The sequence below is a fragment of the Fibrobacter sp. UWT3 genome, assembly GCF_900230125.1.
In the GTDB taxonomy this organism is placed as follows: Bacteria; Fibrobacterota; Fibrobacteria; order Fibrobacterales; family Fibrobacteraceae; genus Fibrobacter.
In genome coordinates, this window is record NZ_OCSS01000001.1 from 1614406 (window position 1) to 1626813 (window position 12408).

A 12408-nucleotide genomic window follows, 5' to 3' on the forward strand; every position below is an offset into this window, starting at 1 on the left:
CAAATCTCCTATCCGATATCCTGAATCAATCCGTTATGCATCACCACACGGCGCTTTGCAAAACTCGCCAACTTCTCGTCGTGCGTCACAATCAAGAAGGCCTGCTTGAACGTCTCGTTGAGCTCGCCAAAGAGCTCGTTCAACTTCGCGGAGTTCGCCTCGTCCAGGTTGCCGCTCGGTTCGTCGGCTAGCACCAGGTCCGGGTGATTCATGAGTGCACGCGCAATCGCAATACGCTGGCGTTCACCGCCACTGAGTTCACGCGGCAAGTGCTTGAGGCGGTCCTTGAGGCCCACCGTTTCCAACAACATCTCGCCACGTTCGCGGCATTCCTTCTCGGACAGGCCCACAATGCGGCCCGGAACGCACACGTTCTCGATGGCGGTAAACTCGCTGAGCAAGTGATGGAACTGGAACACGAACCCCACCTTGAAGCGGTGGTACGTGTCGCGCTCGTCGCTGTTGAACTTGCTGAGCGGCTTGCCCTTGAAAAGAATTTCGCCCGAGGTCGGCGTGTCGAGCATTCCCACGAGGTTCAGGAAGGTGGACTTGCCCGAGCCCGAAGACCCGGTGAGGGCAACGAGTTCTCCCTCTTCCATCGAGAAGTTCACGCCCTTCAAAATCTCGAGCTGTTCGCCCGTCTCGAAGAAAACGCGCCTGAGGTCGACTGTCTGCAATAAACTACTCATGCCTAATCGCTCCTACGGGGTCAAGCCTGCTCGCCTTCCAGGCCGGCAACAGCGTCGCCAGCACGCAAAGCGCAATGCCAATAACGAAAATAAGAACGACATCAATCAGGTGCACAGAAATCGGGAAATACGGAATCACGTAGACATCGCCCGGGAGCGTGATGAAATGGTAGGCCTCCTGCAACTTGCAGAGCACAAGCCCGACAGTACCGCCGGCAATCGTGCCGCCCACGCCAATAAAGCTACCCATGAGCATAAACACGCGCATGATGCCCGCCTTGCTGAAGCCCATGCTGCGCAGGATGCCGATTTCCTTCGTCTTGTCGATGACAACCATGATGAGGGAACTGATGATGTTGAACGCCGCCACGAGGATGATGAGACAGATGACCGCCGCCACGATGAACTTCTCGTAGTTCATCCACTTGAGGAGCGTGATGTTCTTCGCCTTCCAGTCCATCGAGTAGTACGGGTAGGTAAGCCACTGGCTCATGTCGTAGGCCGCCTCGCCCGCCTTCCAGTGATCCTTGATGCGGAACTGGATACCCATCACGGCGTCGCCCATGCCGAGCAACTTCTGCATTTCCTTGAGCCCGATGTAGGCCAGGTTGCCGTCGTACTCGTAGGTGCCCGTCTCGAAGATGCCGCTCACCACGCACATCATCATCTTGGGGCCCGAGCCGAGCGCCTCGTCCGGGCTCTGGAACAGTTGCAGCACGAGCTTGTCGCCCACGACCACGCGCAGGCGGTTCGCAAGCCCCGAACCGAGAATGATTCCCGGACGGACCTTGCCCGTCAAGTCTTCCAGACTATCGACGGAATACTCGCCCCACTTGATGTACTTGTAGATGTCGGTCACGCCCTTCGCGCTCTCGGCATCGATGCCGTAAATCACGATACCGTCGTTCACCTTCTTGGAGCTGATGCCCACCTTGTAGATGATGAACGGCGACGAAGCCACGATGTTCGAATCGCGGGTCTTTGCCTCGCGGGTAAGGCTGTCATAACTCGCGATAGGCTCGCCGTTGTACGACATGATTTCGAGGTGGGCGTCCTTCCCTATCATCTGGGCGGTGACCTCTTCCTCGAAGCCGTTCACCGCAGCAAGGGCAACCACCAGCGCAAACACGCCGATACTCACACCGAGCATACTGAAGATGCCGATAAGCGATACAAAGAGGCTCTTGCGCTGAGCCCCCAGGTAACGCCAGGCTATTAAAAGTTCAAGTTTATTCATTCTTAGACGAAAGACGAAAGACGAAAGACGAAAGATTATGATTTTTTAGCGGCTTTCAATCCACTCAGCATTTTGGCAATCTCTATAGTCTTTTCATCTAAATCGTCCATTTGTTCCTTAGTAATATAGTTTAACAGTTGAGCAATTTCCATTTGGCTCTGCACTTCCATCAAAGAACCAAAACTTATTTCCAAAAAATGAAGAACCTCTTTACTCGAAGAACGGCTCATTCCTTCAGCTATATTCGACGTTACAGACACTGCCGCACGACGGACTTGACTTACAAGAGCGAATTTTTCTTCATTAGGAAAAGAACTACATAACCTATAGACATCCATAACCCATAAGAGGGCCTTCTGGTAAACTTTTAGCTTTCTATACGCAAACATAGCCATCTTAAAAAGTCTATCGTCTTTCGTCTATAGGCTCGTAGAGCCGTTCTTTCGTCTTAACTAGCAGGTCTCCGGTTTCATGAGCGGGAACAGCTGCACATCGCGGATGGTCTGCTGGTTCGTGAGGAGCATGACCATGCGGTCGATGCCGAAGCCAACGCCACCCGTAGGCGGCAGGCCGGATTCGATCGCGTGCATGAAGTTTTCGTCCATAGGGTGCGTTTCACCTTCACCACCGCGGCCGCGGCGCACCTGGTCTTCCAGGAGCTCACGCTGACGGATGGGGTCGTTAAGTTCGGTATAGGCGTTGCCCAGCTCCCATCCGTTAGCGTAGGGCTCGAACTGTTCGATGAGCCCTTCGATGGTACGGTGCTTCTTGCAGAGCGGGGTGCTCTCGGTCGGCATGTCCTTGATGAACGTCGGCTGGATGAGCTTGTCTTCCACGGTGAGCTCGAACAGTTCGAGGATACCGCGGCCGCGGCTGAATTCGCCGTCGAGGTGACCGCCGAGTTCTTCCATCTTGTTCTTGATTTCGTCGTCGCTCATCTCGTTCACCTTCAGGCCGCCGAACTTCTCGATAGCCTCGATCATGCTGTAGCGGGGCCACGGGGCCTTAAAGTCGATTTCCTTACCCTGGTAATCAATCTTGGTGGTGCCGTTCGCCGCAATGCAGGCGCGTTCGTAGATGTTCTCGAAGTGCACCATCATGTCGTTGTAGTCGGCGTAGGCTTCGTAGAACTCGAGGCCGGTGAATTCCGGGCTGTGCGTGCGGTCCATGCCTTCGTTGCGGAAGTTCTTGCTGAACTCGAAAACCTTTTCCATACCGCCCACGATGCAGCGCTTCAGGTAGAGTTCCGGGGCCACGCGCAAGTAGAGCGTCATATCGCAGGCGTTGTGGTGCGTGGTGAACGGGCGGGCGTTTGCTCCGCCGTAAATCGGTTGGAGCGTCGGGGTTTCAACCTCGATAAAGCCCTTTTCGATCAGGTATTCACGGATAGCCTGCAGAATCTTGAAGCGCTTGATGAACACGTCCTTCACGTCGTCGTTCAGCGCCATGTCGATGTAACGCTGGCGGTAGCGGGTATCCACGTCGGCAAATTCGTTGAACACGACCTTGTTGCCATTCTCGTCGACCTTCTCTTTGGCGACAGGGAGCGGGCGCACGGCCTTACTGAGCATCGTCACCTTCTTCACATGCACGGAGTACTCGCCCGTCTGCGTCTCGAACATGAAGCCGTTCACGCCGATAAAGTCACCGAGGTCGGTCATCTTGACGACTTCGTAGTTCTCCTCGCCCACCTCGTCGCGGGCGCAAACCACCTGGAGGCGGCCATAGCGGTCCTTCAGGTGCATGAAGCACATCTTTCCCTTGCGGTTGAAGCGGACCACACGGCCAGCGAAGGCGACTTCCTCGCCCGATGCCATCAGGGCTTCCTTGTTTTCCTTGAGCATCTTGGAATCGTGCGTGCGGTTGAACTTGTGCGGATAGGCCTCGATGCCCATTTCCTTGAACTTCGCAAGCTTCGCCAAACGAGCCTGCACCTGGTCATTCATGTCTTGCATTGCCATGTTAATCTAATCCTGTGACCTAGTCACTTGAAATTTTGAACAATGCAAAGATAGAAAAAAGCTTGCACGCGGCCCATCAAATTATGTATATTATACCCCGTAGATTGCATCAATCCTGCTGACAGCGTATTCGATCCGGACAGGAAGTTTAACTATCTGCTTGACGCCGTTCTCCCTCCGCATGGTACAACTAGCCTGCGACTCGAGGACAGGAACCCTGTGGGGAGGCCGGCCCCATGGCGAGCAACGTAGAGTTCCACCCGCAAAAATGCGGGTGCATTTCCAAAAAAAACACAACACTTTAACCGCCGTATGTTTACGCGTCCCTTTCGCGTACCGTAAACGTCTATACGGCAAAGGAATACCTATGGAACAGGAAGAATTTGTTCCCGACTACGCACAGACTTCTCGCGAAATCTGGATCCAGCAGACCTACGAAGAAATCAAGAAGCGCACCTACCTCGACCCGCTCTACGACGCCGCATTCAAGGCCTTTTTGAGCGACGAGCAGGCGCTTATCAGTTTCTTGAACGGAGTGTTCCAGCTAGAAGATGACAACCGTATCACCGCCGTCACCATCAAGAATACGGAAGTGAACATTCTCTTTCCGCAGGTCAAGACTTTTAGGCTCGACATTCGCGCCACGACTTCGACCGGATTCTGCATCAATGTGGAAATGCAGAAGGCGAAGCACAGCCGCTTCATCGAGCGCATCCTTTTGCAGCACAGCGCATTCATGCTCCAGAGCAAGCACGAATGGGACCAGGAATTCTTCAAGGAACCCGCGAGGGAACTCACCGACGAGGAACGCACCCAGCGCTATGATCTCCGTTACGAATTCCCGCCCACCTTCGCCATCTGGATTTGCGATTTTCACCTGGAAAAGCAGTCCGGATACCGCGGCACCTGGGCAATCCGCAACGAGCAGGGCTTGACGCTTTCTGAAAAGGTTAAGTATATTTTGTACGACCTGACGCAGTTCAGCAAGAAGCGCGAAGAAATCAAGACCGCGGAGGACCGCTGGCTCTACCTGCTCAAGAACGCAGGTTCGTCCGACGACCTCCCCGATTTCGACGACAGTGTTATCGCAAAAGCGATCAAGCGCCTCCTTGTGGGAACAGCATCGGAAAAACTCCTGAAGGAACAGGCAAAGAACATGGTGATGACTGAAGAAGAACTGGACTATCTGGCCTCGCTGAAGGTCCGCGCCCGTGCGGAGGGCAAGGCCGAAGGCTTGGCAGAAGGCAAAACGGAAGGCCACGCCGACGCTCTCAGCGTGTTTGAAAAACTGGGCATTCCTCCAGAAAAAATCGCCGAAGCCAAAGCCATGCTCTCGACAAAGAAAAATGAATCACCCAAATAAGTTCGCTTAAAATGCATTAGATACAAGAAGGACGGAGTCAAACTCCGTCTCTTGATTTTTTGAATACGCATTGTCATTCTAGAACCACATCGCTCTCCAAAATGCTTTTTTCATAAACCAATGATTTAGATTGTCAAAAACGGCCCATAACAAGCGAAGCATGGCGAGATAGCACACCATTTTTTCTATCTTTCCCCTCCGAAATTATACGGCGGCAGGCCCGCCAAAAAGGACTAAAAATGAAACTCTCGAAGTACTTCTATGTGACGCTCCGCGAAACGCCGAGCGACGCCACCATGCCGAGCCACATCTTCTTGATGCGCGGCGGCTACATCAAGCCCGTCTCTACCGGTATCTATTCCATGATGCCCATGGGCTTCCGTGTGATCCAGAAGATCGTGAACATCATCCGCGAAGAAATGAACAAGATTGGCGGTATCGAAGTGGACCTGCCGGTGGTACAGACTGCCGAACTCTGGAGCGAATCCGGCCGTTACCAGGCCATTGGCGAAGAACTGCTCCGCTTCAAGGACCGCAACAACCACAACATGGTACTCGCCATGACCCACGAAGAAGCCATGACCGACCTCGTGCGCTACGTGCTCAACAGCTACAAGCAGCTGCCGGTGATGCTCTACCAGTTCAAGACCAAGTACCGCGACGAAGCCCGTGCCCGCGGCGGCCTAATCCGCGTCCGCGAATTCCTGATGAAGGATGCCTACAGTTTCCACACCAGCCAGGAAGACCTGGACCGTCACTACCAGGAAGAATACGACGCTTACCTGCGTATCTACCGTCGCGTGGGCATTGAACCGGTGGTGGTGCAGAGCGATACGGGTATCATGGGCGGTAAGGTCGCTCACGAATTCATGCTCGACACTCCGAACGGCGAAGACTACTTGATTCTCTGCAAGAAGTGCGGCTACCAGGCGAACCGCGAAATCGCGAAGTTCCAGCGCGTGCCGTTCAAGGGCGACGAAAACGCAGCCCTCGAAAAGGTCGCCACGCCGAACAGCGAAAGCATCGATGAACTCACCAAGTTCCTGAACGTCCCGGCAGAATCGACCGCCAAGTGCGTATTCTTCGACTTCGAAGGCAAACTCATCACGGTCGTTGTTCCGGGCAACCTTGACGTTTCCGAAATCAAGCTTCACAACTTGCTGAAGGCCAAAGAACTTTACCCGGCCGAAGACAGCCTCATCAAGGCCTGCGGCATGGTTCCGGGCTTCGCTTCTCCGATCAACGCTCATGACACGCGCATCATCGTGGACGAAGCCATCGCTGATTCCTTCGACCTCGTGACTGGCGCCAACGAAGAAGGCTTCCACTTCAAGCATTGCAACCCGAAGCGAGACTTCCCGAAGTTCGAAGTGGCGGACATTGCCGAAGCTTCCGAAGTCTGCAAGTGCCCCTGCTGCGGCGAGCTCCTCACCGAGACCCGCGGTATCGAAATGGGCAACATCTTCAAGCTGGGCACCAAGTTCTCTGAATCTATGGGCGCCAAGTTCCTCACCGCCGAAAAGACAACCGCTCCCGCCATCATGGGCTGCTACGGCATCGGCGTGGGCCGCTTGATGGCTTCCGTCGTGGAAAACAGCCACGACGACTTCGGACCGATTTGGCCCAAGTCCATCGCGCCCTTCCAGGTGGAAATCGTCCCGATTGGCAAGGAAGCCGAACTCGTGGAACTCGCCGAGAAGTTCGAGAAGGAACTCGAAGCAGCCGGCATCGACGTGCTGGTAGATGACCGCGACGAACGCCCGGGCGTGAAGTTCAAGGACGCTGACCTCTGGGGCTCTCCGGTGCGTATCGCCATCGGCAAGAAGGGCCTCGCCAACGGCGAAGTCGAATGGAAATTCCGTAACGAAAAGGATTTCTCCATGGTCAAGGTCGAAGAGGTTGTTGCGAAGGCGAAGGAGTATTTTAGGGACTAGGATCTAGGGACTAGAGGATAAGTAGAAAATGTCACCCTGAAGGGAGCCTTCGGCGACCGATAGGGTCCATGGATTCTATCGGCCTCCTTGAGGCCTCCAGAATGACAACGGGAGTCAATATGAGCAAGATTAAGGTCGCAACTTTGCAAGGCAAGTGGACAGGCGATTTCGACAGCAACAACGCCTGGTACGTGGAACAGGCCCGCGCCCTCAAGGGCAAGGGTTACGACCTGGTCGTGTTGCCGGAACTCTTCCACACGCCGTACTTCCCGTTCGAGGAGAACGCGGACTTCTTTGACCTCGCCATCGAAAAGGACCACCCGATTGTGGGCCAGTGGCAGGCCATCGCGAAGGAACTGAACGCAGTCGTGGTGTTCCCCTTCTTCGAGAAGCGCGCCCGGGGCATCTACCACAATTCCGCCTTCGTGTTCGAGCGCGACGGCAGCATCGCCGGGCTCTACCGCAAGAGTCACATTCCCGATGATCCCGCCTTCTACGAGAAATACTACTTCATCCCGGGCGATACGGGTTTCGAGCCCATCAAGACATCTGCAGGTACGCTCGGCGTGCTCATCTGCTGGGACCAGTGGTTCCCGGAAGCCGCCCGCATCATGAGCCTCAAGGGCGCAGACGTGCTCATCTACCCCACCGCCATCGGCTGGATGGATTCCGAACCCAAGGAAATCTACCCGCGCCAGCAAGACAGTTGGACCACCGTCATGCGCGGGCATGCGATTGCGAACCGCACGTTCGTGGTGGCGGCTAACCGCATCGGCACCGAAGGACACCTTACGTTCTGGGGCACGAGTTTCGTTGCCGCTCCCGACGGATACTTCATCGAGAAATGCTCGCCCGATTTCCTCGGAGTCTCTACCGTAGAAATCGACCTCGCCGAAACCGAGGAAAACCGCCGCTGGTGGCCGCACTTCCGCGACCGCCGCATCGACCTCTATGGCGACATCCTCAAGATCTGGTGCGAAAAATAGAAGAATAAAACTATGACAAAAGCAGTCCGATATCCCGCCGAATGGGAAGACCAGAAGGCCACATGGCTCAGCTTCCCGCACAACGAGCAGAACTGGTACGGGGAACGCGGTGTAAAAATCCGCAAGTTCTACATCGACCTCATCCGCACCATCAGCGACTTCCAGCCGGTGAACCTTCTCGTGCCAAGCAAGAAATTCCTTACCGACGCAGAAATGGAAATGCTCCAGAGCCCGGGTTTTCCCGTCACGCTTTTGAACATCAAGACCGACGACATCTGGATTCGCGACTACGGGCCGTTCTTCGTGAAGCAGGGCAAGAGAACAATCGTTTCCGAAACGCAGTTCAACGCCTGGGGCGCAAAGTTCCCGCCGTGGAAAAACGACAACCAGATTCCGGCAAGAATCATGAAGGCCACCGGCTACGGCAAAGGTGCAAGCGTCCCGTTTATTTTTGAAGGCGGCGCAATCGAGGTGAACGGAGACGGGCTCGGCATCACGACACTAGACTGCCTCGTGGGCAAGAACCGCAACAAGCCTGAGGACATGTCGAAAATCATCAAGGCGATATGCGAGATGCTTGGGCTCAAGAGCCTGCTGATTCTCCCCCACGGCCTCAACGGCGACCACACCGACGGCCACATCGACAACGTGGCCCGATTCATCGCGAAGGACAAGGTCGTCATCGCCTGGGACAAGGGCATGAAATCGAAGAACGCGCAGGTACTTTCCGAGGCAAAATACCTCATCGAAACCTGGCTCAAGGCCTTCTACGCCAAGAACGCCGTCGTTGAGACTCTCCCGCTCCCGCCACAGCGCAAACTCAGCGACGGGCAGATTCTCCCGGCAAGCTACATGAACTTTATCTTCGTGAACGGCGGGTTAATTTACCCGAAATACAAGTGCAAGAACGATGCTGTCGCGCAAAAGTTCTTCGAGAAGGCTTTCCCCGACCGAATCGTGATAGGAATCGACAGCCGTACCGTAATCGAGGAAGGCGGCAGCCTGCACTGCATGAGCAAGCACGAGAGCCGCTAAGAACTCCGCGCACGACACCATGAATCAAAAAGAAAAATCCGATCCCGAGAATTCGGAACCGGATTTTCACTGAGCTATGAAGGGCTCGAACCTTCGACCCACGCCTTAAAAGGGCGTTGCTCTACCAACTGAGCTAATAGCCCGAGCAAGCCAAATATACGAAAAAATCGCATTTTTGTAAAGGTTACAGGTCTCATTTTTGTTTTTTTTGTAAATTTAGCGCATGGATTTAAAGAGAAAAGTTGCACTGCTCGCCTTCTGGAGCCTACTACTCCCGACGGGCGCGAACGCATACTTTTCGCAGAACGACCAGGGCGAAGAAGTGTTCTCGTTCCTGAGCACCTTCGACAGTCCGCGTAACGCCGCCCTCGAAAAAGCGGCATCGGCACTCCCCTCGACAGACCCGACCACCGTGCAGCTGAACCCGGCCGCACTGCGACTACCGGAAGGGACAAAGCGCATCGCCGAAATTCACTGGCAAACGGGCGACATGGCCGAAAACCAGGGTTCCATATCGTACACGTCGAGTTACAAGTGGCTCCTTTACCAGATTTCGTACAACTGGCTCGACTACGGCTCGCTCACGGGCTATGACGAATACGGCAACGAAACAGGCAAGGACTACAACCCCCTAAGCCAGATGGCAACGGCAACCGTTTCGTTCCCGATGAAGCATATCCATGTGGGTGTAACGGCTAAATTCGCAAGCGAGCACCTCGCCGACGATGCAACCGACCGCACTGCATGGGGTGCAGCCTTCGACTGGGGCATTTCGTGGCAGTCATCCAGCAAGATATTCGGACTCGCCGTCATTGCGCGCGACTTCGGATGCCTGCTACGCGACTACGTCGACGACGGAGAAGAGGCGTTCTACCCGATGTCGCAAACCTTCGGCATCGCGGGCTACTACAGACCGGTTATCGCCCCGAGACTCACGCTCATGGCCGAAAGCGACTTTCCGCGCTACGCCGAACCCAAGCTGAACCTGGCCGGTGAATACGCCCTCGGGCAGAGTTTCTATATCCGCGCAGGCTTCACGCGTGCATGGCTCGACCTCACCCGCGACATGAAGCAGCTCATTTCTGCCGATAGCCGCCCTGACGAAGCACAAACCGCGCGCATGCTGAGCGCAGGCCTCGGTTACAACAGCAAGCTGTTCTCGCTAGACTACGCATTCTCGTACCTCGCACAGGGGCTCGGGTTTGAACATCGCATCGGGCTCCGCGTAGGTCTTTAATGCGCCAATTCGACGTTCTCGTATGGGGTGGAAATGATTCCGCAAATAGTCCGGAACCATTCACGCCGCCTTTCACCGACAAGGCGCTCGGTTGGTTCTACGGCAACGACCTGAACTCGAATGTCGAAAATAGCGAGGCGGAATGGCTAGTTTTCGTGCACAGGTCCATCGCGATTGACAGGCAGTTCCTGAACGAACTTGCCGAATGCATCTCGGGCTACCCGATGGTCGACGCGTTTGCACCGAGAATCCACGACGTGCAATCGGGCAAGTTCCTTTCGGGCTACGCGCTCGACAAGAAGGCAGGGCTCTCCATGCTTTGCGAGAACGCCAAAATGCGATTTGTCGCAGCCCCGCACCCGTATATTGCCGCATTCTCGCGCCGGATAGTGCAACGCACCGGCATGCTCGACGACGTGCTAGCCCCGAGCGTCCAGCATGCGGACTATGCGTTCCGCATGCTCCATGCCGGCGGAAAAATGTTCTCCGTGCCGTACCTGGTTGCAAACACGCAAGAACCGGCAGATGTCGCCTGGCCAACAAACGACCTCGCCTACGCGCTCGTGAAGTCATTCGGGATTCCGCAGAACATCCGCTTCCTTGCAAGGAACCCGAAGGAGTTTTACTTTATATGGAAAAACCGCAAGGAACTTTTCGAGAAGCGCGACAAGGCTACGCTTCTAAGCAAGTTCAATAAGCAAGATATCGCGGAGCTTTACTAGGCGCGATTCAAAGCGCATCCTATAAACCCAGAGTTTCCAGGAACTCGAGCACGCGCTCCGCAAAGCCCTTCATGGAGCAGTAATCCAGAAGCTTGCGGGCGGCATCTTCATTAACGACATTCTCGCCCGCAAGTACGCGGTCCAGCACGCGGGCATAGGCTTCCGCATCGTCGGCGGGCGCTATCAGCGGGCACACTCCGTCCAGGTTTTCAGCGACCGCCGACGCCCTTGCGCACACCGCAGGCGTGCCGCAAGCTATCGCCTCGATAGGCGGAAGCCCGAAGCCCTCCAGAAAACTCGGGTAAACCATCAGGTCGGCATGGCGGTAGAATTCCCGCAATTCCTGCGCGCTGAATTCGTTGAAGTGGAACACGTTATAGAGTTTCTTCTCGTTCACGATGTTCCGGAGTCGCTCCGAGAACTTGCCCACGCGCACAAATGCTACATCGGGCCGGAGTCGCGCCATCTCGAAATACGTATCGATATTCTTGCGCGGTTCGTCCAGGCTCACATTCAGGCACATACCCTGGAAATTGCGCATACCGTTCTTCCTGCGGAACGCGGCACGTTCTTCCGCAGACGCGGGTGAATCCGGGGCCTTGAACAACGCTGAATCAATCGGGCAGCCAATCACCTTCCCCGGCGCATCGGCCATCTTCTTGCCAAAATACTTGGCCGCCTCGCCCCGCGTCCAATTCGAATTGTAAACGTAGCCGTCCGCACAGAGCGTCCCGCGTACAAAGAACATATTCAAAAGCTTGAACTTTATGCTGTGCGGGTAAAGCGTCTCGGCGAACGTATCGTGCACGAACATTACCTCACGGGCCGAAGGGCATGCGGACTTAGCGACCGGCACAAGGAACCCAAGCTCGGGGCGAATAAAGAACACGATATCCGGAGCAATCTCTCGCAAAGCCTTTTTCAATGGCGCCCGGAAGGCGAAAAATCCCGTATAGAGCGACTTCGTCCAAATTTCGTGCGCCGTGAAGCCACGGGCATCCGCAACCGGCTCCGAGGCAGACATCCTTGCCGCCTCGCCTGCGAAAAACTTCGGAGTCTTAAGCCAGAGAACATGCGTTTCGAACGAATCGTGCACGGCGTCAAGCAAGTTCATGGTCAAACGGCCAAAACTCGTGCGTTCGTTCTTGTCACAAACAAAAAGTATTTTGCGCTTCTGCGCCATATTCCCGAAAAATAGATTTTTTTTGTCATTGCCTGCAAAGCAAAACAAACGCCAGTATGTT

Annotated in this window: 11 protein-coding genes and 1 tRNA gene; 6 read left to right on the top strand and 6 right to left on the bottom strand. The window is 55.1% G+C overall.

Annotated features, from left to right (window positions below):
- Positions 1–8: 8 nt before the first annotated feature.
- The 4 genes from CRO08_RS06990 to lysS are packed head-to-tail and all read right to left on the bottom strand — an operon-like array spanning position 9 to position 3887.
- Positions 9–689 (bottom strand): ABC transporter ATP-binding protein, encoded by a 681-nt coding sequence (locus CRO08_RS06990; protein WP_097035581.1) that lies wholly within the window; start codon positions 687–689, stop codon positions 9–11.
- On the bottom strand, positions 682–1926 hold the full coding sequence (locus CRO08_RS06995) for an FtsX-like permease family protein (RefSeq protein WP_097035582.1): 1245 nt from the start codon (positions 1924–1926) through the stop codon (positions 682–684). Before CRO08_RS06995 ends, CRO08_RS06990 begins: the two co-directional genes overlap by 8 nt.
- 35 nt (positions 1927–1961) lie before the next feature.
- Positions 1962–2321 carry a four helix bundle protein gene (locus tag CRO08_RS07000; RefSeq protein WP_255252270.1) on the bottom strand — a complete coding sequence of 120 codons (360 nt, stop codon included), beginning with the start codon at positions 2319–2321 and terminating at the stop codon, positions 1962–1964.
- A 57-nt stretch (positions 2322–2378) separates the two neighbouring features.
- The gene (gene lysS, locus CRO08_RS07005; protein WP_097035583.1) at positions 2379–3887 is read right to left on the bottom strand and encodes a lysine--tRNA ligase; all 1509 of its coding nucleotides are present in this window, start codon (positions 3885–3887) and stop codon (positions 2379–2381) included.
- Positions 3888–4254: 367 nt separating this feature from the next.
- Here lysS and CRO08_RS07010 point away from each other — a divergent pair, with 367 nt between their 5' ends.
- From CRO08_RS07010 to CRO08_RS07025, 4 genes are all read left to right on the top strand, one after another.
- Positions 4255–5250 carry an Rpn family recombination-promoting nuclease/putative transposase gene (locus CRO08_RS07010; RefSeq protein WP_097035584.1) on the top strand — a complete coding sequence of 332 codons (996 nt, stop codon included), beginning with the start codon at positions 4255–4257 and terminating at the stop codon, positions 5248–5250.
- A 239-nt stretch (positions 5251–5489) separates the two neighbouring features.
- The gene (locus CRO08_RS07015; RefSeq protein ID WP_097035585.1) at positions 5490–7184 is read left to right on the top strand and encodes a proline--tRNA ligase; all 1695 of its coding nucleotides are present in this window, start codon (positions 5490–5492) and stop codon (positions 7182–7184) included.
- Positions 7185–7303: 119 nt separating this feature from the next.
- Entirely contained in the window at positions 7304–8170 is an 867-nt protein-coding gene (locus CRO08_RS07020) for a carbon-nitrogen hydrolase (protein WP_097035750.1), read from the top strand.
- A gap of 12 nt (positions 8171–8182) precedes the next feature.
- Positions 8183–9205: an agmatine deiminase family protein gene (locus tag CRO08_RS07025; protein ID WP_097035586.1), complete on the top strand. Its 1023-nt coding sequence runs from the start codon at positions 8183–8185 to the stop codon at positions 9203–9205.
- A 70-nt stretch (positions 9206–9275) separates the two neighbouring features.
- Here the strand turns inward: CRO08_RS07025 and CRO08_RS07030 are convergent.
- Positions 9276–9348: transfer RNA gene (locus tag CRO08_RS07030), tRNA-Lys, on the bottom strand.
- A gap of 80 nt (positions 9349–9428) precedes the next feature.
- Here CRO08_RS07030 and CRO08_RS07035 point away from each other — a divergent pair.
- Complete coding sequence (locus CRO08_RS07035) at positions 9429–10442, top strand: hypothetical protein (protein ID WP_097035587.1); 1014 nt, start codon at positions 9429–9431, stop codon at positions 10440–10442.
- The gene (locus CRO08_RS07040; RefSeq protein WP_097035588.1) at positions 10442–11164 is read left to right on the top strand and encodes a hypothetical protein; all 723 of its coding nucleotides are present in this window, start codon (positions 10442–10444) and stop codon (positions 11162–11164) included. The genes CRO08_RS07035 and CRO08_RS07040 overlap by 1 nt, the downstream gene beginning before the upstream one ends.
- Positions 11165–11183: 19 nt before the next feature.
- Here the strand turns inward: CRO08_RS07040 and CRO08_RS07045 are convergent, their stop codons facing one another.
- A complete protein-coding gene (locus CRO08_RS07045) occupies positions 11184–12347 on the bottom strand; it encodes a glycosyltransferase (RefSeq protein ID WP_097035589.1) in 1164 nt (387 codons plus the stop codon).
- Between the last annotated feature and the right edge of the window lie 61 nt (positions 12348–12408).

What these genes read in the sequence shown, in the direction of transcription:
- CRO08_RS07015 (WP_097035585.1), top strand. Translation starts at nt 5,490, where the DNA reads ATGAAACTCTCGAAGTACTTCTATGTGACGCTCCGCGAAACGCCGAGC.
- CRO08_RS07010 (WP_097035584.1), top strand. Translation starts at nt 4,255, where the DNA reads ATGGAACAGGAAGAATTTGTTCCCGACTACGCACAGACTTCTCGCGAA.
- CRO08_RS07035 (WP_097035587.1), top strand. Translation starts at nt 9,429, where the DNA reads ATGGATTTAAAGAGAAAAGTTGCACTGCTCGCCTTCTGGAGCCTACTA.
- CRO08_RS06995 (WP_097035582.1), bottom strand. Translation starts at nt 1,926, where the DNA reads ATGAATAAACTTGAACTTTTAATAGCCTGGCGTTACCTGGGGGCTCAG.
- CRO08_RS07000 (WP_255252270.1), bottom strand. Translation starts at nt 2,321, where the DNA reads ATGGCTATGTTTGCGTATAGAAAGCTAAAAGTTTACCAGAAGGCCCTC.
- CRO08_RS07045 (WP_097035589.1), bottom strand. Translation starts at nt 12,347, where the DNA reads ATGGCGCAGAAGCGCAAAATACTTTTTGTTTGTGACAAGAACGAACGC.
- CRO08_RS07020 (WP_097035750.1), top strand. Translation starts at nt 7,304, where the DNA reads ATGAGCAAGATTAAGGTCGCAACTTTGCAAGGCAAGTGGACAGGCGAT.
- lysS (WP_097035583.1), bottom strand. Translation starts at nt 3,887, where the DNA reads ATGGCAATGCAAGACATGAATGACCAGGTGCAGGCTCGTTTGGCGAAG.
- CRO08_RS06990 (WP_097035581.1), bottom strand. Translation starts at nt 689, where the DNA reads ATGAGTAGTTTATTGCAGACAGTCGACCTCAGGCGCGTTTTCTTCGAG.
- CRO08_RS07040 (WP_097035588.1), top strand. Translation starts at nt 10,442, where the DNA reads ATGCGCCAATTCGACGTTCTCGTATGGGGTGGAAATGATTCCGCAAAT.
- CRO08_RS07025 (WP_097035586.1), top strand. Translation starts at nt 8,183, where the DNA reads ATGACAAAAGCAGTCCGATATCCCGCCGAATGGGAAGACCAGAAGGCC.